This is a genomic window from Streptomyces sp. NPDC051214, assembly GCF_040682375.1.
In the GTDB taxonomy this organism is placed as follows: Bacteria; Actinomycetota; Actinomycetes; order Streptomycetales; family Streptomycetaceae; genus Streptomyces.
This window is the reverse complement of record NZ_JBFBAT010000001.1, coordinates 454,915-475,727: the sequence shown is the minus strand read 5'-3', so window position 1 is coordinate 475,727 and position 20,813 is coordinate 454,915. Positions and strand designations below refer to the sequence as shown.

Genomic DNA, 20,813 nt, shown 5'->3' with positions numbered 1-20,813 from the left:
TCAGGGTATCCGGCACCGGATCTTGCGGATCGTTTTTACCGTATGGTCATATGGTAAAAAAGCCGGGACGCGGAACAGGGGGCGGCAATGGATGCAAAGGTGCGGCAGCGCAAAGGGCGGTCGCGATTAAGGCAGTTGACACGCGTGCTGCTCGTCGCGGGGGTGGTGGTGGGTCTGACGGCACCCGCCGCGGGAGCCGAGGGCGTGAGATCCGAGGCCGGTGCGGCGGCGCGCGGGAAGGCCGGCGACGTGGGGGAGTGGTCGGAGGTGGACGCGTTCGTCCGTGGCTGCCTCGACGCGACGGGCACGCCCGGTGCCGCGCTCGCCGTGATCGAGGGCGGACGTGTCGTGCACCAGCGGGGCTTCGGCGAGGACAGCCGGGGCCGGGCTGTCACGTCCGACACTCCTTTCCTGTGGGGCTCGTTGTCCAAGCCGGTCACCGGGCTCGCCGTGATGCAGCAGGTGGAGGCGCGCCGCGTGGACCTGGACGAACCGGCGCGCACCTATCTTCCGTGGTTCCGGCTGGCGGACACGGCCCTGTCCGACCGCATCACCGTGCGGCATCTGCTCACCCACACCAGCGGCATCCCCACGTCCGCTTCCGGCGAGATCGGGGATCGCTTCGACAACGCGCCCGGCGCCCTCGCCGCCGCGGCCCGCGACCTCGCGCACATCGAGCCCGCCGATCGTCCGGGCGGCTCCTACGCCTATTCGAGCGCCGGTTACGCCGTACTGGGCGCACTCGTCGAAGAGGTGTCAGGGCGGCCGTTCGGCACCTACCTGCACGAGAAGATCCTCGACCCGCTCGGCATGGAGCACGCGGTCGCCACCGAGCGTGACTTCGCTCGGGAGGGGGTGGCGCCCGGCCACCGCTCCGTCTTCGGCGCCTCGGTCCCGTTCGACGCGCCCTACGACACTTCGGGCGTCCCGTTCGGTTATGTGGGCGGCAGCGTCGGGGACGTGGCCCGATTCACCCTCGCCGAGCTGGGCGGAGGCCGGCTGCACGGGCGGCGGGTGCTGTCGGCGAAGGGGATCGCCGACACCCAGCGCGGCCAGGTCGAGAGCAGCGCCGAGCGCTACGGCCTCGGGTGGTCGGTCGGCACGCTCAAGGGCACGAGTGAACGCATGGTCTGGCACGACGGGGCGCTGCCCGGTCATCACGCGATGCTGGTCATGCTGCCCGACAGCGGCCGCGCGGTGATCGTCCTGCAGAACGCCTACCACCAGCTGCGGGCCAAGGAGTTCGGCGACGCCGCGATCGGGGTGGCGCAGCTGCTGTCCGGCGCCGATCCCCGCACCACGCCAACCGATCCGCTGGTCGCGGCCCTGCCCTGGGCCATGGCCGCGCTGGCCGGAGCGTTGCTGATGGGCGTGGCCGCCCCGGTCCTACGACGGCTGCCGGGACGACGCGCCGCGGCCCGCGCCCGCTCCCGGCGGCGGATCATCGCGACCACTCTGGCGTCGGTCACCACCGCGCTGGGCATCGCGGCGCTCCTGTGGTGGCTGCCCTCGACCCTCGGCGGCACGCTGCCGATGGCGCTGCTGTGGCTGCCCGACGTGGGGTGGGGGGCGGTCACCGCCATCGCGCTCGCGCTGCTGCTCGCGGTGGAACGCGCGGTGCTCGGGGCCCTGGATCTACGGCGGCGGGGCCGCATCCAGCGAGATTGATGCCGAGCGGCCGGGGTTGTCTGGAGCGGGCCCCGGCCGGGGCAGGTCGGCGGAGACCGCGAGCGTCGCGGCCAGCAAGATGCCCGCCGAGGTGATCACTCCGCCCGTGCTGGCCAGGCCCTCCAGGACGCCGCGTGTGTGGCCCAGGCGCGCGGCTTCCTCCTTGGCGCGGTGCACCAGGAAGCTGTTGCAGCTGACAGGAGGACCCGCTGCCTGTTGAAGATTCCCGACACATCTCGGGGCCAGACAAGGGGCGCCACTGGCGGACGTCCCGGGGGCGCTTCTCAGGGGCGTCCGCCGGGCCTACTCCCCGTGTCGTACGCGCCCTGCGCGCGCGGCTCCTATCGTGAGTTCCGTGACCATCGCCTTCCGCTCCTGGCAGCGGCGCCTCCCGTGGCCCCTGTCTCCGCAGCTCACGGATCTGGTCGTGGCCGCGGTCGTCGCGCTTCTCACGGGGCTGGACGCGGCGGTCAACGGTCCCGGGCACCGGCAGGCCGACTGGCTGACGTGGTTGCTGTTCGCCGTGTCCGTCGCGGCTCTGCTGGTGCGCAGCCGGTGGCCGGTCGCCGTCACCGTCGTGACTGGGGCGGCCTGCGCGGGCTGGGCGCTGTACGGGCACATCGGGGAGCTGCTCAATCTGCCGGTGATGGTCGCGCTGTACGCCCTCGCCGTACGGGGTGACCGGCGCCGCACGCTGCGGGCCGCCGTGGTCGCCGCCCTCGTGTCGGGGACGGTGTCGGTGATCGCGGGCAAGGACGTGGCGCAGCCGCAGGGCGCCCCGCTCCTGGAGATGCTCTGGCCCCTGGTGCCGCTGCTGCTCGGTGAAGTGGTGCGCGGGCGGCGGGAGTTGCTGCAGGAGTACGCCGAACGGGCCGAGCGGGCCGAGGCCGACCGGGAGCGCGAGGCGCGGCGCAAGGTCGACCAGGAGAGGGTGCGCATCGCGCGCGAGCTGCACGACGTCATCGCCCACACGGTGTCGGCGATGACCGTGCAGGCGGGCCTCGCCCTGGACGCCCTCGACAGCAGACCCGAGGTGGCGCGGATGGCGATGCGGCAGGTGCGCACGTCCGGCAAGGAGGCCGTGCGCGAGCTGCGGACCACGGTGGGGGTGCTGCGCGCGGGCCGGCGCACGGCCGCCGCCGATCCGGCTCCCCGCCTCGCGCAACTGGACGAACTGGTGGAGGGGGTGCGCGGCACCGGGCTGCGGGTGTCCCTGCACCTCGACACGGGTGGCCGGGAGCTGCCGCAACTGGTGGAGTTGGCGGCGTACCGCATCGTCCAGGAGGCCCTGACCAACGTGATCAAGCATGCGGACGCCCGGCATGTGGCGGTGTCGGTCGCGGTGGTGGGCGAGGGCCTGGCTGTGGAGATCACCGACGACGGGCCGGAGCGTGCCGTGGCCGCGGGGGAGGGGTACGGCCTGATCGGCATGCGCGAACGGGCCACGACGATGGGCGGCGACCTGGAGGCGGGCCCGCTGCGCGGCGGCGGGTGGCGGGTGCGGGCGGTGCTTCCTGCCGAGGGAGGCGCGCGATGAGTGAGCGGACGAGCGAGCGGGTGAGTGCGCGGGCGAGTGCGCGGATCCGGGTGGTGCTTGCCGACGACCAGACCGTCGTCCGTGCCGGGTTTCGCGCTCTCCTCGACCTCACCGACGACCTCGCCGTGGTGGGCGAGGCGGCGGACGGCCTGGCGGCCGTGGAACTGACCCGCACCACGCGCCCGGACGTCGTCCTGATGGACGTCCGCATGCCGCGGGTGGACGGCCTCGAGGCCACGCGCCGCATCGTCGCCGACCGCGCCCTCGACGCCGTACGCGTCCTGGTCCTGACGACCTTCGAGACCGACGCGTACGTCTTCGAGGCGCTGCGCGCGGGCGCCGCCGGGTTCCTGCTCAAGGACATCGAACCGGACGACCTGCGCACCGCGATCCGCACCGTGGCCGCCGGGCAGAGCCTCCTGGCGCCCGGGGTCACGCGCAGGGTGATCGAGGAGTTCGCCCGCCTCAAGGCGCCCGAGGCCCAGGCGCTGCGGCTCCTCGACCCGCTGACGGACCGGGAGCGCGAGGTGCTCGCGCTGGTCGGCCGGGGGCTGTCGAACGACGAGATCGGCGCCCGGCTCCTCATGTCGCCGCTGACGGCGAAGACGCACGTCAGCCGGTCGATGACCAAGCTCGGGGCGCGGGACAGGGCCCAGTTGGTGGTGCTCGCGTACGAGACGGGTCTGGTGCGCGCGGGCGAGCCCTGAGCCGGGCGTATCAGGACCCGCCGGCTGGTACTCCGTGGGGAGTAGCCGCCGACTCCCCGCGGCAGATGTCAGCAGCGCCCGGCCTTCGTAGCGTCGACGGCATGATCGAAGCACGGGAACTCACCAAACGGTACGGCGACAAGGCGGCGGTCGACCGGCTCACCTTCAGCGTCCGCCCCGGCCGCGTGACCGGCTTCCTCGGCCCGAACGGCGCCGGGAAGTCGACCACCATGCGCATGATCCTCGGCCTCGACGCGCCGAGCGGCGGCACGGTCACGGTCAACGGGCGGCGCTACGACCGCCTCACCGCGCCCCTGCGCGAGGTCGGCTCGCTCCTGGACGCCAGGTCGGTGCACGGCGGGCGCACCACGCGCCGGCACCTCCTCGGCCTGGCCCGCAGCAACGGCATCGGCGCGAGCCGGGTCGACGAGGTACTCGAGGCGGTGGGCCTCACGGACGTCGCGGGACGGCGGGCCAAGGGGCTCTCCCTGGGCATGGGCCAGCGCCTGGGCATCGCGGCCGCGCTGCTCGGCGACCCCGGCGTACTCATCCTCGACGAGCCGGTGAACGGCCTGGACACCGAGGGCATCCGCTGGATCCGCGACCTGCTCAAGTCCCTTGCCGCGGAAGGCAGGACGGTGTTCCTCTCCAGTCATCTCATGAGCGAGATGGAACTGACCGCCGACCACCTCATCGTGATCGGCCGCGGACGCCTCCTCGCGGACACCGACATGCGGGACTTCATCGAGACCAACTCCCAGGGCGCCACCCTGCTGCGTACGCCCGACTCCGAGGCGCAGCGGATGCGGGCCCTCCTTGAGACGGCGGGCGCGTCCGTGCGTCTGGACGCGCGGGGCGGCTGGCGGGTGGGCGGCCTGAGGCCCGCCGAGATCGGCGAGCTGGCCCGCACGCAGGGCCTCGCCATCCATGAACTCACCCCCGTCTTCTCCTCGTTGGAGGAGGTCTACACCGACATGACGCGGACCTCGGTGGAGTACCGGGGCACGGCGACGACGACCACGCACGAAGCCGTGGCGTCCAAGGGAAAGGAACCGGTCCGATGACGACCTCAACGACGGCGACAAAAAAGACCGCCCCGCCCGCCCCCGGCTTCCCCGCGGCCCTCACCTTCGAGTGGACCAAGTTCGCGAGCCTGCGCTCCACCCGCTGGACCCTCCTCGTGACCGGCGCGCTCACCGTCCTCGGCGCGGTGTTCGTCGGCCTGAGCGGCAGCCTGCAGCCCGACGACACGGTGCTCGGCGGCAGCCTCACCCTCAGCGTCGTCTCGCTGATGGTCGCGGGCACGGTGGGGGCGCTGACCATGTGCGGCGAGTACGCGAGCGGCACCATCGCCGCCACCCTCACCGCCGTACCGCGCCGCGGCCGGGTGCTCGCCGCGAAGGCGATGCTGCTGGCCTGCCTGCTGTACGCCACCGGCCTTGTCTCCTGCACGGTGGCCTATCTCCTCGGCGGCGCGGTCCTGGAGGACGGCGCGTACGCCCAGGGGGAGCCGATGCCCGCGCTGCTCGGCATCGCGGGGCTCTTCGCGCTCGTCGGTCTCATCGGCCTCGCGGTCGGCACTCTCCTGAAGCACTCGGCCGGGGCGGTCGTCACGGTGGTCGGCGTGCTGCTCCTGCCTTCCCTGTTCGGACCGCTGCTGGGCGATCTCCAGCGCTGGGTCGCGGGCGCGACACCCACCGCCGCCCTCGAAAAGCTCACGCAGACCTCGGACGCGAGCCCGGAGACCGTCGGCAGCCTCGGCGCCTGGCCCTCGCTCGGCCTGGTCGCCGCGTACACCCTGCTGCTCCTGGGGGCCGCCGGGTGGCGCCTGCGCCGAAGGGACGCCTGACCGGCACTTTGCGATTCTTTTACAGTGGGTGTAGAAGTAAGGCGTGCCCGTGCCCGTGCCGGGGAGGCACGGGAGCCACGGCCGGCGTGGCGAGCTGCCCCGGTCCCGCCGAGAATGACCGGCACGCCCCTTCGTCGGAACGGAGCCACTGTTGCTGTCCGCCGTCCTCGGCCTGCTCGCCGTCCTCGTCCTGACCGCGGGCACCGGCTACTTCGTGGCGCAGGAGTTCGCGTACGTGGCCGCGGACCGCCTCGCTCTCGCCCGCGAGGCGGAAGCGGGCGACAGGCGGGCCGCCCGTGCCGTGCAGGTCCTCGGGCGCCTCTCGTTCATGCTGTCGGGCGCCCAGCTGGGCATCACCGTCACCGGTCTGGTCGTCGGCTTCCTCGCCGAACCGTCCGTGTCCGGGCTCCTGCGACCCGCCCTGGACGGCACCGGCCTCTCGGACGGCGTCGTCTCGGCGCTGTCCGTGGTCCTCGGCTTCGTCTTCGCCACGGTGCTCCAGATGGTCCTCGGCGAGCTCGCTCCCAAGAACCTCGCTCTCGCCGTGCCCGAACGGCTCGCGAAATCCCTCGCCGCCTCCACGCTGGCGTATCTGAAGGTCGTCGGCCCCCTTGTCCGCGTCTTCGACGGCGCGGCCAACCGGCTGCTGCGCCGCATCGGCATCGAGCCCGTCGAGGAGCTGCACCACGGAGCCACGCTCGAAGAGCTCAGCCACCTCATCGGCGAGTCCCACGAGCACGGTCAACTGCCGCGCGAGAGCGCCGAACTCCTCGACCATGCCCTGGAGTTCACCGAGCGCACACTGGACGAGGTGATGGTGCCGCGGGCAGACGTCACGTTCGTGCGCAAGGACGCCACAGCGGACGAGGCCGTGCGGCTCATCGCCCTGCACGGCCACTCGAACTACCCCGTCATGGGCGACCACCCGGACGACGTCGCGGGCGTCATCGGGGTGCGCGAGCTGATGCGCCTGCCCGCCGCCCGCTTCGACCGCGCCACCGCGGGCGGCGAGGCCCGCCGCGCCCTGCTGCTGCCCGACACCCTGCCGTTGCCGGGCGCTGTGGCACAGATGCGCGAGCGCGACGACGAGTTCGCGGTCGTCCTGGACGAGCACGGGGGAGTGGCGGGCATCGTGACGTACGAGGACATCGCCGAGGAACTCGTCGGGGACATCGCCGACGAGTCCGACACCGTCGTGGAACTGGCGGTCCCGGACGGCGCGGGCTGGTTCGTCGACGCGGGCCGCCGTCTGGACGAGGTGGCCGCCGCGACCGGCATCGACCTGCCCGAGGAGGACGACTACGACACCGTGGCCGGACTGATCGTCGACCGGCTCGGCCGCTTCCCGGCCATCGGCGACCGTCTGACCGTGGAGCTGCCCGACGGCAGCCGCGTCGCCGTCGCCGTGCTCGGCCTCGATCGCCACGTCCCCGAGCGCGTGCGGATCGAGCGCCTGCCGACGGCGGACGCGCCGACCGCCGAGGAGGCCCCGGCATGAGCTTCCCCCTTGCCCTCTTCGTCACCGTCCTGCTGCTGATCGCCAGCGGCTTCTTCGTCGCCGCCGAGTTCGCCCTCGTCGCCGCCAAACGGCACCGCATGGAGCGCGCGGTCGCCGCCGGGCAGCGGGGAGCCAAGTCCGCGCTGGCGGGCATGCGGGAACTCTCCCTGATGCTCGCCGGGGCCCAACTGGGCATCACCGTCTGCACCTTGGGCCTCGGCTCGGTCTCCAAGCCCGCCATCTCCCACGAACTCGACCCGCTCCTGGCGAAGCTGGGCCTGCCCGCCGGGCTCAGCTACGGCATCGCCTTCGCGCTCGCCATGATCGTCGTCGTGTTCCTGCACATGGTCGTCGGCGAGATGGCCCCCAAGTCCTGGGCCATCGCCCACCCCGAGCGCTCGGCGATGCTGCTCACCCCGCCCTTCCGGGCCGTGGTCAAGGTCGTGCGCCCGCTGCTCACCGTTCTCAACAAGGTCAGCAACGCGCTCGTGCGGCTCTGCAAGGTCACCCCGCGCGACGAACTCACCTCGGTGCACAACCGCGAGCAACTCGCCCACCTGGTCGAGGAGTCGTGGCGGCTCGGCCTGATCAGCGACGCCGACTCCGGCCTCATCACCACCTCCCTCACCGCGCCGCTCACCGCGGTGGGCGACCTCCAGACCGCGGCGGCGCAGATCACGTCCGTAGCGGCCGACGCGAGCGTCGAGGAGGTCCTTCAGACGGCCGCCGCCAGCGACCGCACCCGCCTCCTCGTCACGGACGGCGCCACCGTCATCGGCTCGGTGCACGCCCGCGACGCCCTGGTGGCCCGCGCCCGAAGCCGCGCACTGACCGCCCGCGAACTGGCGCGCCCCGTCCCCGAGCTCGCCGCGGACGACACCGTCGGCCACGCCGTCGAGGAACTGCGCCGCCGCCGCGCCTCGCTCGCCGTGCTCTGCGACGAATCGGGCCGCCTCACCGGCCTGGTCAGCCTGGACGACCTGCTCGCCCGCCTGATGGAACCCCGGCAGCCGGTCTGAGACCGCCGATGATCCTCTTCCCGGTACGCCCGCAACTCCCCACCCCGGTCCGCCCAAAGCGCCCTTCCCTGCACGAAAAGCCACCCTGTACGGGGATATACGGGGGTCGCTCCCTGTGGCTAGTGTGCGGGCGGTGAAGTTCCGAAGACCGCCTCCTCCCTGCCCGCAGGCGGTCACCTACCGATGCGCCCCCGCCACGGTGGCGGCGGGCCGCCAGGTCGTCACGCTCCTCGACTCCGGGGGCCGGGAGATCGGCCACCTCGTCCACCAGGTGTGCCACCTCTGCGCCGCCGCCCACGTCGACACCATCGCGGTCGCGGGCCCTTGGCAGGGCCTCGGCCTGGGGCGCGAGGCCCTCCACCGCGCCACGGACCCCTGGCCGGGTTACGCGTGGACCACCTCCCGGCAGTCCGCGGACGGCCGCAAGTTCTTCGCCGCGATGGCGGAGGAGACCGGCATGGACTTCGTGCCGGGCGCCGCGGGATGCCCGCACATCAGCGCCCGCGCACGGGAGTCGAGATTCGGGGGAACGTCCCTCTGAGAGCCAGGGGAACGTCCCGCTGAGGCGCCCGCAGGGCCGGGATCCGCACGCGATAGCGTCACCGCCGTGACGATCAACACGCGGGGGACCGCCGCCGACTCCGCCGGGCACGCGGAGGTGACCGCCGGACAAGGACGCACCGCGCGCCGCGTCGCCGACCTCGTCGTCCTTCTGACGCCACCCCTGCTGTTCGTGGTGCCCGTCCTGCTGATCAGGGCCCGGCTGATCGACGACGGATTCATTTTCCTCAACCTGGTCTCGCTCCTCATCAGCGTCCTGGTGGCCGCCTACGCCCACATGGGCTGGCATGCGCGCCCGCACGACGGCGACCTGCTGTCCGCCCGCACCCTGACCGGGCGGCACACCGTCGACCTCTCCCGGCTCACCAAGGTCGGGCGCCTGGAGGCACCGGGCGAGACGCGGGTCGACGACCGGCTGATCCTCACCGACGCGCACGGGGTGCGCATCGTCCTCGACAAGCTCGCGGGCAGCGACGAGTCGGTCGACGCCCTGGTGCGCAAGGCCCTGCTGAGCAGGCCGCCGGGCGCGGGCGTCGTCGTGTCCGACCGGGCCGCCGAACGCCTCGATCTGCGTACGGAGGTGCGCCGCCCGCACGGCCGCCTCAAGGCGGGACGCACCATCCCCGAGGGGCTCACCGCGTGGGTTCCCCTGCTGTCGTTGCTCGTGTTCGCGGGGGTCGGCTTCGGTCTGCTGGTGGCGGCCTTCCTGCTCTCCGACCTCCGCTGACGCCCGGGGGCCGAAGGCTGTCAGGAATGCTCGGCGGCTGATGGGGGCACTCGGTGATCGGGCGCGTACCGCGCGCAGACGGTTCTGGGAGGACACGATGACGCTGTCTCGAGTGCACATACGAGGCTGGAACAAGAAGCCCTTGGCCGGGCGCTCGGCGGAGAACGAATCGCTGACGGCGGCGGGCCGTGCGGGCTTCGTCGCACGAGGTGTCGTCTATGTCCTCATCGGCGCGCTGGCCCTTCAGATCGCCTTCGGCAGCAGCAATGAAGAGGCCGACCGGCAGGGCGCGTTGGCGCAGGTGCGCGAGCAGCCCTTCGGCGAGGTCATGCTGTGGGCGCTGGTCGTCGGCTTCGGCTGCATGGCTCTGTGGCGGGGCGCCCGCGCGGTGGGAAGGCGGGGGCCCCACCGCAAGGCCCCCTCCCGGGCCCTCGACGCCGGCAGGGCGGTCTTCTACGCCTTCGTCTGCTGGGCGACCGCCTCGTACGCGGCCGGCGGCGGCCAGGGTTCCAGCGGCGACGCCAAGTCGCAGGACTGGACGAAGACCGCGCTGGAACTTCCCTACGGCCGCTACCTGGTGGGCGGCGCGGGCCTCGTCCTGATCGGCGTCGGGGTGGTGCTCGCCGTACGGGCGATGATGCGCAGCTTCCTGAAGCAGCTGGACCTCGGCTCCCTCAAGGGCCGCAAGCGGCAGATCGTCACGACCCTGGGCGTGACCGGCGGTGTGGCGCGCGGCGCCGTGTTCGCCGCCGCGGGCGTCTTCATCGTGACGGCGGCCGTCCAGTTCGACCCCGACGAGGCCAAGGGCGTGGACGCGACGCTCCGCAGCTTCTCGCACACCCCCGCGGGCCCCTGGCTCCTGGCCGCCGTCGCGGCCGGTCTCGTCCTCTACGGCGTCTTCTCCTTCGCCTCCGCACGCTGGCGTCGGCTGTGAGAACACCGCCGATCGGGGAGACCGCCGCTTAGATCGGCGCCGTCTCATCGGCCTTGAACGCACCGCCGTGACCCGGCACGATCACGTCGGCGGCGGCGAGCACCCGCAGCCGTGACGTCCGCAGCGTCGAGAGGTCCGGGGACACCGGGTCTTCCACCGGGCCGTTCGGCCGCCACCACAGGTCGCCCACGAACGCGATGGTGCCCTCGGCGGTGCCCGCGAGCAGCGTGATGTCCTCGCGGCTGTGGCCCGGGGTGCGGATCAGCCGCAGGGACGGGGCGAGTTCGAAGCCCTCGGCGTCCCGGTCGGTCCACTGGTCGTTCTCGTAGATCGCCTTGTGGTCATGGACCCGGGCGCGCCCGAAGAGGCCCACGTTCATGGTGTTGTCCGGGTGGTGGTGGCTGAGCACCACGGCGGTGATGTCGTCCGGGCCCAGGCCGAGGTCCGCCAGCGGGCCCAGGATCCGGTCCCGGCTCGCCACCATGCCCGGGTCGACGATCACATGCAGGTCGCCGTCGTGTACGTAGGAGACGGTGGCGGCGACCCCGGGGCCGGTGGAGCCCGTGTAGCCGGTGGTCAGGATCGTGTAGGTGGCGCTCTGGCCGAGCGGGGCGTCTGCCGGTGTGTTCATCATGCCCATGAGTCTTCCGGGCAGAAGGTCCGGCAACGAGTGGCCCTTCTGCCACTGATCGCAGGAAACGTGCCACACTCCCGTATGCCGCCTTTCGTGACCATCGCCGCCTACGCCCCGACGGGCGTCGGCATCCTCGGCGCCGGCATCGTCTCCGAGGTGTTCGACGAGCGGGGCCCCGCTCTGCCCCGCTTCGACTTCGCCCTGTGCACCGACCGGCCCGGACAGGTCCGCACCGACGCCGGAGTGCCGATCATGGTGGAGCACGGCCTCGACAGGCTCGCCACCGCCGACCTCGTGATCGCCCTGCCCTGGGCCGACTTCCGTACGCCGCCCGCGCCCGCCGTCCTCGACGCGCTCGTCGCCGCCCACGAGCGGGGCGGCCTGGTCGCGGGGCACTGTGTCGGGGCGTTCGCCCTGGCCGCGGCGGGGCTGCTCGACGGGCGGCGCGCGACCACCCACTGGCGGTTCGCGGAGCTCCTCGCGGGGCGGTATCCGCACGTCACCGTGGAGGCCGAGGCCCTCTACATCGACGAGGGGCAGATCGTCACGGGCGCGGGAGCGGCCGCGGGCTTCGACCTCAGCCTGCATCTGCTCCGACGGGAGTACGGCGCGGCGACGGCCAACACCATCGCCCGGGACCTCGTCCTGCCCTCGCACCGCGACGGCGGCCAGGCCCAGTACCTCGCCGCTCCCGTCCCCGAGGACTGCGGGGACGACCGTCTCGCCGAGGTGCTCGACTGGGCCCGCGCGCACCTGCACGAGCCGCTGCCCGTCGCCGAGTTGGCCCGCCGCGCCCTGATGAGCAGACGTTCCTTCGCCCGCCGCTTCTCGGCGGCCACCGGCACCACGCCGCACGCCTGGCTGGTCAACCTGCGGCTGAGCAGCGCCGAGGAACTCCTGGAGACCACGGACCTGCCGGTGGAGGAGATCGCCCACCGGGTCGGGTACGGCAGCGCGGCCGTCCTGCGCGAGCAGTTCGTACGCCGCCGGGGCGTGCCCCCGCGGTCCTACCGCCGCGCGTTCACGCGGGCGCCGGAGCGCCTCTGACGGATCTCTCTGAAAGTCTGACGGATCTCCCTAGGAGAACGAGGGCATCTCGCCCTCGGTGGTCGTCAGGTCGATGACGCTGAAGATGGCGTCCTGCTGGTCGGCGACCGTGGCGAAGCGGCCGAAGGGGCTGTCCATCGGGCCGAAAAGCAGCCGGCCGCCGAGCTTGGTGACGGTGGCGATCGCGGCGTCGCAGTTGTCCACGGCGAAGTGCACGTTGACGAACGGCGGCACGTCCGGCGGGAAGTCCTCGGTCATCCTCAGCCGTCCGAGCACGGCCTGCCCTTCGACCTCGAAGACGCTGAAGTCGACGTCGCGGACGTCCATCCGCTTCATCCCGAAGGGGAAGACGGCGGGCAGGAACGCGTCCGTCGCCGCCGGGTCCCGCGTGGTGAGCTCCGCCCAGCAGTACGCGCCCGCCTCGCCGGTCTTCTCGAAGCCCTGGTGGCTGCCCGGCTGCCAGACGCTCAGGTACGCGCCGCTCGGCTCCTGGGCCATCGCCATGGTGCCGAACTCGCCGACCTGGGTCGGCTCCATGGCGAGGGTCCCGCCGTTCTCCCGGATCCTGGCGGCCGTCGCCGCGGCGTCGGGCGTGGCGAAGTAGAGGTTCCAGGCGGCGGGCCCCTCCACTCCCTGCATCTGCGGGACGACGGCCGCCACGGCCTTGCCGTCCGAGCGGGCCTGCGTATAGCCGCCGTGCTCCTCCGAAGCGGAGTCGAACGTCCAGCCGAGCAGCTCGCCGTAGAAGCTCTTCGCGGCCGCCACGTCGGGGAACATCGCGTCCGCCCAACAGGGGGTGCCTTCCGGGTACGCCGACATCGCGAGGCCTCCAGTTCCGGCGGTTCCTTTGTCTTCACGCTATTCGAGTGAAGGCACCCGCGCCCGTCGAAACCCCGGCCCCGCAGGCACGGCTACCGCGCGCCGAAGTTCTGCGTCCACCAGGGGCCGCCGCCGCCCTGCCGGTAGCCGATGCCGATCTCCTTGAAGGAGCAGTTGAGGATGTTGGCGCGGTGGCCGGAGCTGTTCATCCAGGAGTCCATCACGGCGGCCGGGGTGCGCTGGCCCGCGGCGATGTTCTCGCCATAGGTGGTCCACTTGTAGCCGGCGGCCGTCACCCGGTCGCCGGGGTCCTTGCCGTCGGGGTTCGTGTGGTCGAAGAAGTCGCGCTCCGCCATGTCGTCGGAGTGGCCCTGCGCCGCGTCGTTCAGCTTGCTGTTGAGGGTCAGCGGGCCGCAGCCGCTCTTGGCGCGCTCGGCGTTGGCGAGCCGGGTGACCTGCTCGCCGTACGAGTTGCCGGCCGGGGCCTGCGGGGCCTGCGGCGGGCTGCTGGTGCGGGTGGGCTTCGGGGTGCTCGCCCTGGGCTTCGGCGCCTTGGTCTTCTTCGAGGGCGTGGCCTTGGGGGACGGCTTCTTCGAGCGGCTTGGGGAGGCGGAGGGGGACTTGCTCGGCTTGGCGGCCTTGGTGGACGGAGCCGCCGAAGAGGGGGGCTGCGAGGCAGTCAGGGGCTGCGCCTCGGTCTTCTTGTCGTCCGAGGGGCGTGTGGCCGAGTAGATGACCCCGGTCGCGACGACGAGCACGGCGACCCCCGCGGCGACGGTGCGGCCCTTGCGGGGCGTCCGGTGGCGCTTGGCGGCGTGTCTCGCCGAGGCCCGGGAGCCGGATATCTCGTACGTGTTGCCGCCCGTGGAGTGGGTGTCGGGCGACAGGTGCGGTGAGCCGGCCGTCAGGTGGTGGGCTTCGGCCGCGCTCACCGCGCGTATCGCACCGGGGGCGGCGAGCGCGGCGGACACCGGCACCAGGGCGAGGCCCACAAGGAGCCGCTCGGCGAGGACCAGACCCGCGCCATGGCCCGAGCACACCGGGCAGTCACGGACGTGCCGGGCCAGGCGCTTGCGCCACAGAGCGGACGGCGTGCCGTCCCACGGCTGCACCACTTCGCTGAGGTACGGGCACCGGGGGTCCGCGGCGAGGGCGCGGACCACGATCCGCGCGGTCTCCAGCTGCGTCTTCATCCGCTGCACGCGCACCGTGGCGTGCTGCGTGGGCAGCTCCATCGCGGCGGCGACCTCCGGCCGGGTCAGCTCGCCGGAGACCTCGAGCCACCACAGCGAGAGGAGCGCGCGGTCGTCGGTGTCCAGCCACCTGGTCGCCTCGGCGACCTCCTTGCGCTGCCCCACCAGGCCGAGCCGGATGATCGTCAGGTCGACGAAGTCGGCGCCGGGGTCCGCGACGTCGTGCGCCTCGTGCAGCGGGCTCGGGCTCTTCTGGCCGGACGCGCGCTGAGCCCAGTGCCTGCGGATCTCGTTCATGGCGATGGCCACGAGCCAGGACCGGAAGCTCGCCGGATCGCGGAGCGACGCCAGGCCGGCCAGCGCGCGCAGCATGGTCTCCTGCACGACGTCGTCGACGTCGGCATGGCCGTCGAGCGCCCGCCCGACGATGTTGTAGACCAGCGGCAGGTACCCGGCCACCAGCTCGTCCTGCGCCTGCTGGTCCCCGGTCTGCGCCGCCGTCACCAGAGGATCGTGTTCACCGATCATGGACTGCCTCACTCGCTTTCATCGTCGGCACGTTTGGCCTTACACCTGGGAGATCGCGTGAGCGTACGGAGATAACAGAAATCCGCGAACAGATGTCCGGGCCGGGTCGGTGAGCATACGCACCCGGTGGCCGGAGGAGGGCACGCATGGCCTTCTCTCCGGCATACCGGACATCTGCCGCTCACGCACCGTTCGATGGGCTGAACGCACGATGAGGCCGGGGCGGCGCGGGACCAGGGTTCAGCGCGCCATGAGGTCCCGCAGCGCACCGGCGATCTCGTCCGGCGCTTCCTCGGCCATGAAGTGGCCGCAGGTGACGGGGGTGTGGCGCAGGTCCGGCGCCCAGGCGCCCCACAGGGCCGCCGCATCGAAGCCGAGCGCGGCGCCCCAGTCCTGCTGGAGCACGGTGACCGGCATCCGCAGCGTGCCGCCGGCTTCCCGGTCGGCCCGGTCGTGCTCGACGTCGATCCCGGCGCTGGCGCGGAAGTCGGCCACGATCGAGGGCACCGCGGCGCGACAGGCGTCCAGATAGGCGACGCGTACGTCGGCGGGGATCGCCCGCGGGTCGTTCGCCCAGATGTCGAGGAAGTGACCGAAGAACGCGTCCGGGGCGGCGGCGATCAACTGCTCGGGCAGGCCGGGTGGTTGGGCCATCAGATACAGGTGGAAGCCGACGGCGGCGGTGACGCCGTGCATCACGTCCCACATGTCCAGGGTGGGCAGCACGTCGAGACAGGCCAGGTGCGTGACCGCGCCCGGGTGGTCGAGACCGGCGCGGAAGGCGACCAGGGCGCCCCGGTCGTGCCCGGCCAGCGCGAACCGCTCGTGCCCGAGGGCACGGGCCACGGCGACGACGTCGGCCGCCATGGTGCGCTTGGAGTACACGGTGCCGTCGGTCTCCGCAGGCTTGTCGCTCGCCCCGTAGCCGCGCAGGTCGGGGCAGATCACCGTGTGGTCCGCGGCGAGGTCGGCGGCGACGTGCCGCCACATCAGATGGGTCTGCGGGAAACCGTGCAGGAGCACCAGCGGCGGCCCCGATCCGCCGACGGCCACGTTCAGGCCGACGCCCTCCGCAACGGGCACACGGTGATGGTCGAAGTTCTCGATGGCAGGGGTCATGGTCGCGGTCCTTCGCGGTGGCGGAACAGGTGCTCCCGAGCCTGCCGGGCGCCGATGAGCATCCGATGAGCGCGCTACCGTGACCAGGGGCGATGCCCACGGGAACGGGTGGAAAGGCTGGTCAGGCGTGCAGGTCACGTTCGGGGTGCTCGGGCCGGTGACGGCCTGGGACGGTGCCGGGGAAGCCGTCGCGCTGAAGGGGCCGCGGCACCGCGCGGTGCTCGCCCGGCTGATCGTCGCCCGTCGCCGTGTCGTCCCGGTCGCCCGCCTGGTCGACGACCTGTGGGCGGACCCGCCCAAGGACGCGGTCGGGACCGTACGCACCTTCGTCGCCGCGCTGCGCCGGGCCCTGGAACCCGGGCGCCCGCCCCGCACGCCCGCCCGGCTCCTCGTCACCGAGGGCCCGGGATACGCCCTGCGCGCCGAGCCCGCCACGGTGGACGCCTGGCGCTTCGAGCAGGCGGTGACCGACGCCGCGAACCTGTCCCCGAAGCAGGCCGTCGACCGCCTGGACGAGGCGCTCGGGTGGTGGCGCGGCCCCGCCTACGCCGAGTTCACCGACGAAGCCTGGGCCCGCGCCGAGCGTTCCCGTCTGGGCGAGCTGCGCCTGCACGCCGTGGAGCGCCGGGCCGCGGCGCGGCTCGACCTGGGACGCCCCGCCGACGCGGTGCCCGACCTCGACGCGCACGTGGCCGAGCACCCCTGGCGTGAGGACGCCTGGCGGCTCCTCGCCCTCGCGCTCTACCGCACCGGCCGCCAGGGCGACGCCCTCGCCGTCCTGCGCCGGGCCCGCGCGCTCCTGGTCGAGCAGCTGGGCGTGGACCCGGGCCCCGCGCTGCGCCGCCTGGAGGCGGACATCCTCGGCCAGGCCCGCCACCTCGACCCCGAGCCGTCCCGGGCCGGTGACGCGGCCGAACAGGTGTGGGCGCGGGCCACCACCGCCTACGACCGGACGGTGGCGTCCGGCGCCCGCGCCCGACTGGACTCGACGGTGAGCCTGCTGCGCAATTTGGCGGTCACCGGGGGCGGCGGCCTCGAAGCCGCGCGCGAGCACCGCATGGCGGCCGTCGAGGCGGCGGAGGAAACGGGCGACGCGGAACTCACCGCCCGCGTGATCGGCGCGTACGACGTCCCGGCGATCTGGACCCGCGTCGACGACCCGCGCCAGGCCGCGCAGGTCGTCGCGGCGGCCGAACGCACCCTGGCCGCGCTCCGGCCCGACGCGCACCCGGCGGCGCGGGCCCGCCTGCTCGTCACGATCGCCCTGGAGTCACGCGGCACCAGGTCGGCGCGCGGGCCCCAGGCCGCCCGGCAGGCCGAGGAGATCGCCCGCCGGCTCGACGACCCCGGACTCCTCGCGTTCGCCCTCAACGGGCTGTTCATGCAGAGCTTCCACCGCACGGGCCTCGCCGCGGACCGGGACGCGATCGGCGCCGAACTCGTCACCCTGTCCACCCGGCACGGGCTCGCCACCTACGAGGTACTCGGCCACCTCATCCGGCTCCAGGCCCGCAGCGCGCTCGCGGACTTCCCGGGCGCCGACGGCCACGCGAAGGCCGCGGACCTCCTGGCGGACCGTCATGAACTCCCGCTGGTCGGGGGTGTTCACGCAGTGGTACGCGGCGCTGCGGCTCGCCGCGGCAGGCCGGGCCCCGGCTGCCGAGGCCGCCTACCGGGAAGCTGCCGGGCGACTGAACGACTCCGGCATGCCGGGCCTGGAGTGCGGACTGCTGCCGCTCGCGCTGCTGTCCCTGGACCAGGTGCAGGACGCCGGCACGGACTGGGGCCCGTACGAACCCTGGGCTCGCCCCCTGGTGCTGCTGTCCCAGGACCGTCGCACGGAAGCGGCCGAGGCGTTGCGCCGCATCCCGGACCCACCCCGCGACCTGCTGCAGGAAGCCCTGTGGTGCCTGGCGGGGCGAGCGGCGATCGCCCTGGACGACACGGAGGCGATGGAACGCGTACATGCTGAACTCGCCCCAGCCGCAGGCGAGTTGGCGGGAGCGGGCAGCGGTCTGCTCATCCTCGGCCCTGTCGCGCGGCACCTCGACGACCTGACCTCGGCTCTCCGTCGACGTCGCGGGTGAGACTCAAGAGCCCTGCGCGCCTTGGACGTTGGCCACCATCGCGCGCAACACCTTCAGCGCGGCCACGTACTCCGCGTTGCTGATCCGTGGTGGGGCCGCTGGTGGCGCTGTTCGACGGAGTCATGATCGCGAGGTTATCCCGGCACCTTGGGCCGCACAGAGTTCAGCCCGGCGGCGCGGGCATCGCGCGGCCGGGCTGAAGTTCGAACAGGCTCAGCCCTTGCGGGTGTTGACCTCTTCGGTGAGGGCGGGGACGACGTCGAAGAGGTCGCCGACCACGCCGTAGTCGACCAGGTCGAAGATCGGGGCCTCGGCGTCCTTGTTGATCGCCACGATCGTCTTGGAGGTCTGCATGCCCGCCCGGTGCTGGATCGCACCCGAGATACCCGAGGCGATGTACAGCTGCGGCGAGACGCTCTTGCCGGTCTGGCCGACCTGGTTGGAGTGCGGATACCAGCCCGCGTCCACCGCCGCACGCGAGGCACCCACGGCCGCACCGAGGGAGTCGGCGAGCGACTCGATGAGGTGGAAATTCTCGGCGCCGTTCACGCCACGGCCACCGGAGACCACGATGGCGGCCTCGGTCAGCTCCGGACGCCCGGTCGACTCCCGCGGCGTACGCGCGGTCACCTTGGTGCCGGTGGCCTGCGCCGAGAACGACACGGAGAGGGCTTCGACCGCACCGGCGGCCGGGGCGGCCTCCACCGCGGCACTGTTGGGCTTGACCGTGATCACCGGAGTGCCGGTCGAGACACGGGACTTGGTGCTGTAGGAGGCGGCGAACGCCGACTGCGTGGCCACCGGGCCCTCATCGGAGGCCTCCAGGTCGACGGCGTCGGTGATGATGCCGCCCTTGATGCGCAGCGCGAGACGCGCCGCGATCTCCTTGCCCTCCGCCGAGGAGGGCACCAGCACCGCAGCCGGGGACACCGTCTCATAGGCGGCCTGCAGCGCATCCACCTTCGGCACCACCAGGTAGTCGGCGAGCTCGGCGGCATCGTTGGTCAGCACCCTGACCGCACCGTGCTCGGCCAGCGCGGCCGCGGTGTCCGCCGCGCCATTGCCCAGCGCGACGGCGACGGGCTCACCGAGGCGGCGGGCCAGCGTCAACAGCTCCAGGGTGGGCTTGCGGACGGCACCGTCCACGTGGTCGACATAGACGAGAACTTCAGCCATGGGATTGCAATCCTTTACGAAGACGAGGAAGCGGGAAGGGGGACGGCCGGGCTCAGATGAACTTCTGGCCCGCGAGGAACTCAGCCAGCTGCTTGCCGCCCTCGCCCTCGTCCTTGACGATCGTGCCCGCGGTACGCGCGGGACGCTCGGTGGCCGACTCGACCTTCGTCCAGGCACCCTCCAGGCCCACCTGATCGGCCTCCAGGTCCAGATCCGAGAGGTCCCAGGCCTCAACCGGCTTCTTCTTCGCCGCCATGATCCCCTTGAAGGACGGGTAGCGCGCCTCACCCGACTGGTCGGTCACCGACACCACCGCCGGCAGCGAAGCCTCCAGCTGCTCGGAGGCTGCATCCCCGTCCCGGCGGCCCTTGACGAGCCCGTCCTCGACCGACACCTCGGACAGCAGGGTCACCTGCGGCACACCCAGACGCTCGGCCAGCAGCGCCGGCACCACACCCATCGTCCCGTCGGTGGACGCCATGCCCGAGATCACCAGGTCATAGCCGGCCTTCTCGATCGCCTTGGCCAGCACCAGCGACGTACCCAGCGCGTCCGTGCCGTGCAGGTCATCGTCCTCGACATGGATGGCCTTGTCCGCACCCATCGACAACGCCTTGCGCAACGCGTCCTTGGCATCCTCCGGACCCACCGTCAGCACGGTGATCTCCGCGTCGTCCGCCTCGTCCGCGATCTGCAACGCCTGCTCGACCGCATACTCGTCCAGCTCCGACAGCAGGCCGTCCACGTCATCCCGGTCGACGGTCAGGTCATCGGCGAAGTGCCGGTCGCCGGTGGCGTCAGGCACGTACTTCACGGTGACAACGATCCTCAAGCTCACGCCGGCTCTCCTACCTGGGTGTGGTTCGTTATTGAAGACGGTATGGCACTCAGTACCCCCTGTAAAGGTACGTAGTGCCAGACTGGCCTCCACGATGCTACGTTCCCCGCATGACTGAGGCGCGCGGACCAGCGAAGAAGGCCCCCATGCGGGAGGTGCTCGCCAAGGCGGCGTTCCAGCTGTTCCTGGAAAGGGGCTTCGAGCAGACCACGGTGGACGACATCGTGGCGCGGGCCGGGGTCGGACGCCGCTCCTTCTTCCGGTACTTCCCGTCCAAAGAGGACGCGGTCTTCCCCGACCACGAGAGCTGCCTGGCCGACATGACGGCCTTCCTCGAGGCGGCCGACGGCGTCGACCCGGTGGACGCCGTGTGCGACGCGGCCCGGATCGTGCTGCGGATGTACGCCACGAACCCCGAGTTCTCCGTGCAGCGCTACCGCCTCACCCAAGAGGTCCCCGGTCTTCGTACGTACGAGCTCTCCGTGGTGCGCCGCTACGAACGCACCATGGCCGGCTATCTCCGCGGCCGTTACGCCGACGCCGAGGACGGCTCCCTGCGCGCCGAGGTGATCGCCGCCGCCGTGGTCGCCGCGCACAACAACGCCCTGCGCTCCTGGCTGCGTTCGGGTGGCGACGGTGACGCCGAGGCGGCGGTGGACCACGCGCTCGAACTCGTGCGGGAGGGGTGGGGGAGCGGCGCCGACGGCGGACGCGAGGCGGCCGACGGCGCCGACGAGGAGGTCGTCGTCATGGTGGTCTCCAAGCGTGCCCCCATGTGGCGGGTGGTCCAGCGCGTCGAATCTGCCCTCGGCCAGGACTGAGCCCCCGGTTCGGCGGCGGAAATGAGAACGAGCGAGTAGCACTCAGTACCT

At 72.5% G+C, this 20,813-nt stretch carries 18 protein-coding genes and 2 pseudogenes; 13 read left to right on the top strand and 7 right to left on the bottom strand.

All coding sequences use genetic code 11. The annotated features are described in order from the left end of the window. Positions 1-144 precede the first annotated feature (144 nt). Complete coding sequence (locus AB0M70_RS02215) at positions 145-1,668, top strand: serine hydrolase domain-containing protein (protein WP_365815386.1); 1,524 nt, start codon at positions 145-147, stop codon at positions 1,666-1,668. A gap of 39 nt (positions 1,669-1,707) precedes the next feature. Here the strand turns inward: AB0M70_RS02215 and AB0M70_RS02210 are convergent. Beyond that, positions 1,708-1,857: pseudogene (locus AB0M70_RS02210) on the bottom strand (MMPL family transporter); the annotation flags it as partial. 166 nt (positions 1,858-2,023) lie between these two features. On the opposite strand from AB0M70_RS02210, the gene AB0M70_RS02205 reads away from it, so the two are divergent. From AB0M70_RS02205 to AB0M70_RS02165, 9 genes are all read left to right on the top strand, one after another. Further along, positions 2,024-3,205 carry a sensor histidine kinase gene (locus AB0M70_RS02205; RefSeq protein WP_365815384.1) on the top strand — a complete coding sequence of 394 codons (1,182 nt, stop codon included), beginning with the start codon at positions 2,024-2,026 and terminating at the stop codon, positions 3,203-3,205. Beyond that, complete coding sequence (locus tag AB0M70_RS02200) at positions 3,202-3,912, top strand: response regulator transcription factor (RefSeq protein ID WP_365815382.1); 711 nt, start codon at positions 3,202-3,204, stop codon at positions 3,910-3,912. The genes AB0M70_RS02205 and AB0M70_RS02200 overlap by 4 nt, the downstream gene beginning before the upstream one ends. Before the next feature lie 101 nt (positions 3,913-4,013). Further along, a complete protein-coding gene (locus AB0M70_RS02195) occupies positions 4,014-4,976 on the top strand; it encodes an ATP-binding cassette domain-containing protein (RefSeq protein WP_365815380.1) in 963 nt (320 codons plus the stop codon). Continuing rightward, positions 4,973-5,761 (top strand): ABC transporter permease subunit, encoded by a 789-nt coding sequence (locus AB0M70_RS02190; protein WP_365815378.1) that lies wholly within the window; start codon positions 4,973-4,975, stop codon positions 5,759-5,761. Before AB0M70_RS02195 ends, AB0M70_RS02190 begins: the two co-directional genes overlap by 4 nt. Before the next feature lie 154 nt (positions 5,762-5,915). Further along, positions 5,916-7,259, top strand: a complete 1,344-nt coding sequence (locus AB0M70_RS02185; protein WP_365816259.1) for a hemolysin family protein — start codon at positions 5,916-5,918, stop codon at positions 7,257-7,259. Then, entirely contained in the window at positions 7,256-8,278 is a 1,023-nt protein-coding gene (locus AB0M70_RS02180; protein WP_365815376.1) for a hemolysin family protein, read from the top strand. The genes AB0M70_RS02185 and AB0M70_RS02180 overlap by 4 nt, the downstream gene beginning before the upstream one ends. A gap of 133 nt (positions 8,279-8,411) precedes the next feature. Beyond that, complete coding sequence (locus tag AB0M70_RS02175) at positions 8,412-8,819, top strand: N-acetyltransferase (RefSeq protein ID WP_365815374.1); 408 nt, start codon at positions 8,412-8,414, stop codon at positions 8,817-8,819. Between the two features lie 66 nt (positions 8,820-8,885). Next, positions 8,886-9,566, top strand: a complete 681-nt coding sequence (locus AB0M70_RS02170; protein ID WP_365815372.1) for a hypothetical protein — start codon at positions 8,886-8,888, stop codon at positions 9,564-9,566. Between the two features lie 97 nt (positions 9,567-9,663). After that, positions 9,664-10,500 (top strand): DUF1206 domain-containing protein, encoded by an 837-nt coding sequence (locus AB0M70_RS02165; protein WP_365815370.1) that lies wholly within the window; start codon positions 9,664-9,666, stop codon positions 10,498-10,500. A gap of 28 nt (positions 10,501-10,528) precedes the next feature. Here the strand turns inward: AB0M70_RS02165 and AB0M70_RS02160 are convergent, their stop codons facing one another. Beyond that, complete coding sequence (locus tag AB0M70_RS02160) at positions 10,529-11,131, bottom strand: MBL fold metallo-hydrolase (protein ID WP_365816257.1); 603 nt, start codon at positions 11,129-11,131, stop codon at positions 10,529-10,531. Between the two features lie 84 nt (positions 11,132-11,215). Here AB0M70_RS02160 and AB0M70_RS02155 point away from each other — a divergent pair, with 84 nt between their 5' ends. Further along, positions 11,216-12,181 (top strand): helix-turn-helix domain-containing protein, encoded by a 966-nt coding sequence (locus AB0M70_RS02155; RefSeq protein ID WP_365815368.1) that lies wholly within the window; start codon positions 11,216-11,218, stop codon positions 12,179-12,181. 30 nt (positions 12,182-12,211) lie between these two features. Here AB0M70_RS02155 and AB0M70_RS02150 read toward each other — a convergent pair whose 3' ends face one another. From AB0M70_RS02150 to AB0M70_RS02140, 3 genes are all read right to left on the bottom strand, one after another. Then, positions 12,212-13,000 carry a VOC family protein gene (locus AB0M70_RS02150; RefSeq protein WP_365815366.1) on the bottom strand — a complete coding sequence of 263 codons (789 nt, stop codon included), beginning with the start codon at positions 12,998-13,000 and terminating at the stop codon, positions 12,212-12,214. A 92-nt stretch (positions 13,001-13,092) separates the two neighbouring features. Further along, complete coding sequence (locus AB0M70_RS02145; protein ID WP_365815364.1) at positions 13,093-14,721, bottom strand: sigma-70 family RNA polymerase sigma factor; 1,629 nt, start codon at positions 14,719-14,721, stop codon at positions 13,093-13,095. 240 nt (positions 14,722-14,961) lie between these two features. After that, on the bottom strand, positions 14,962-15,840 hold the full coding sequence (locus AB0M70_RS02140; RefSeq protein WP_365815362.1) for an alpha/beta hydrolase: 879 nt from the start codon (positions 15,838-15,840) through the stop codon (positions 14,962-14,964). A 127-nt stretch (positions 15,841-15,967) separates the two neighbouring features. Here AB0M70_RS02140 and AB0M70_RS02135 point away from each other — a divergent pair. Further along, positions 15,968-17,927, top strand: a pseudogene (locus AB0M70_RS02135) (BTAD domain-containing putative transcriptional regulator). 213 nt (positions 17,928-18,140) lie between these two features. On the opposite strand, the gene AB0M70_RS02130 reads toward AB0M70_RS02135, so the two are convergent. Both AB0M70_RS02130 and AB0M70_RS02125 read right to left on the bottom strand, forming a co-directional pair. After that, positions 18,141-19,103 carry an electron transfer flavoprotein subunit alpha/FixB family protein gene (locus AB0M70_RS02130; protein WP_365815360.1) on the bottom strand — a complete coding sequence of 321 codons (963 nt, stop codon included), beginning with the start codon at positions 19,101-19,103 and terminating at the stop codon, positions 18,141-18,143. Between the two features lie 52 nt (positions 19,104-19,155). Then, positions 19,156-19,941 carry an electron transfer flavoprotein subunit beta/FixA family protein gene (locus tag AB0M70_RS02125; protein WP_365815358.1) on the bottom strand — a complete coding sequence of 262 codons (786 nt, stop codon included), beginning with the start codon at positions 19,939-19,941 and terminating at the stop codon, positions 19,156-19,158. Positions 19,942-20,051: 110 nt separating this feature from the next. On the opposite strand from AB0M70_RS02125, the gene AB0M70_RS02120 reads away from it, so the two are divergent. Further along, positions 20,052-20,762, top strand: a complete 711-nt coding sequence (locus AB0M70_RS02120) for a TetR family transcriptional regulator (protein ID WP_365815356.1) — start codon at positions 20,052-20,054, stop codon at positions 20,760-20,762. Positions 20,763-20,813 lie beyond the last annotated feature (51 nt).

Coding starts and splice junctions, on each gene's coding strand:
- AB0M70_RS02180 (WP_365815376.1), top strand. CDS start 7,256: ATGAGCTTCCCCCTTGCCCTCTTCGTCACCGTCCTGCTGCTGATCGCC.
- AB0M70_RS02130 (WP_365815360.1), bottom strand. CDS start 19,103: ATGGCTGAAGTTCTCGTCTATGTCGACCACGTGGACGGTGCCGTCCGC.
- AB0M70_RS02120 (WP_365815356.1), top strand. CDS start 20,052: ATGACTGAGGCGCGCGGACCAGCGAAGAAGGCCCCCATGCGGGAGGTG.
- AB0M70_RS02165 (WP_365815370.1), top strand. CDS start 9,664: ATGACGCTGTCTCGAGTGCACATACGAGGCTGGAACAAGAAGCCCTTG.
- AB0M70_RS02195 (WP_365815380.1), top strand. CDS start 4,014: ATGATCGAAGCACGGGAACTCACCAAACGGTACGGCGACAAGGCGGCG.
- AB0M70_RS02140 (WP_365815362.1), bottom strand. CDS start 15,840: ATGACCCCTGCCATCGAGAACTTCGACCATCACCGTGTGCCCGTTGCG.
- AB0M70_RS02190 (WP_365815378.1), top strand. CDS start 4,973: ATGACGACCTCAACGACGGCGACAAAAAAGACCGCCCCGCCCGCCCCC.
- AB0M70_RS02200 (WP_365815382.1), top strand. CDS start 3,202: ATGAGTGAGCGGACGAGCGAGCGGGTGAGTGCGCGGGCGAGTGCGCGG.
- AB0M70_RS02145 (WP_365815364.1), bottom strand. CDS start 14,721: ATGATCGGTGAACACGATCCTCTGGTGACGGCGGCGCAGACCGGGGAC.
- AB0M70_RS02155 (WP_365815368.1), top strand. CDS start 11,216: ATGCCGCCTTTCGTGACCATCGCCGCCTACGCCCCGACGGGCGTCGGC.
- AB0M70_RS02150 (WP_365815366.1), bottom strand. CDS start 13,000: ATGTCGGCGTACCCGGAAGGCACCCCCTGTTGGGCGGACGCGATGTTC.
- AB0M70_RS02160 (WP_365816257.1), bottom strand. CDS start 11,131: ATGAACACACCGGCAGACGCCCCGCTCGGCCAGAGCGCCACCTACACG.